The organism is Aphanothece microscopica RSMan92, from assembly GCF_046613545.2.
GTDB lineage: Bacteria > Cyanobacteriota > Cyanobacteriia > PCC-6307 > Cyanobiaceae > NIES-981.
In genome coordinates, this window is the sequence record NZ_JBKKKY020000625.1 from 1 (window position 1) to 407 (window position 407).

Here is a 407-nt window from a genome sequence, read left to right on the forward strand (position 1 = left end):
CCCGCCCCGTCCACCATCCGCACCAGCGTTCCCCAGGCCAGCCGTAGCGCATCGGCATCGCGCAGGCCGGGCCGCATGCAGAACCGCCCCACCTCGATCATGGGCAGCGGATAGCTCGCCATCGGCGCAAGATCATAATACTGCGCGGAATAGCTCCGTTCCATTTCCGCCCCCGAACCGAGCGCGAGCACCCGATAGGAGCAGACCAGACGCCCTGTGGCAGCCTCCTCGATCAGGACATGGCGGCAGAGGTCGTCGAAACTGTCCGTCTCGAGCCTGTCGGGGCGGCCGGTTCGTCCCGCCGCCTCGATGAAGCACAGATGCCGCAGGGCAAGCGTGGCGGCGCGGTCGGCCTCGCTTGCCGCGACGCGGGCGCGCAACCTCCCGGCCCAGCGGCTCGCCCCTGC

1 protein-coding gene is annotated in these 407 nt (G+C 70.0%); it reads right to left on the minus strand.

The genetic code is table 11. The annotated features are described in order from the left end of the window. Window positions 1-380 (minus strand): GNAT family N-acetyltransferase (locus ACLD7X_RS19365; protein ID WP_411425305.1); only part of this gene is annotated, 380 nt, incomplete at its 3' end. Between the last annotated feature and the right edge of the window lie 27 nt (window positions 381-407).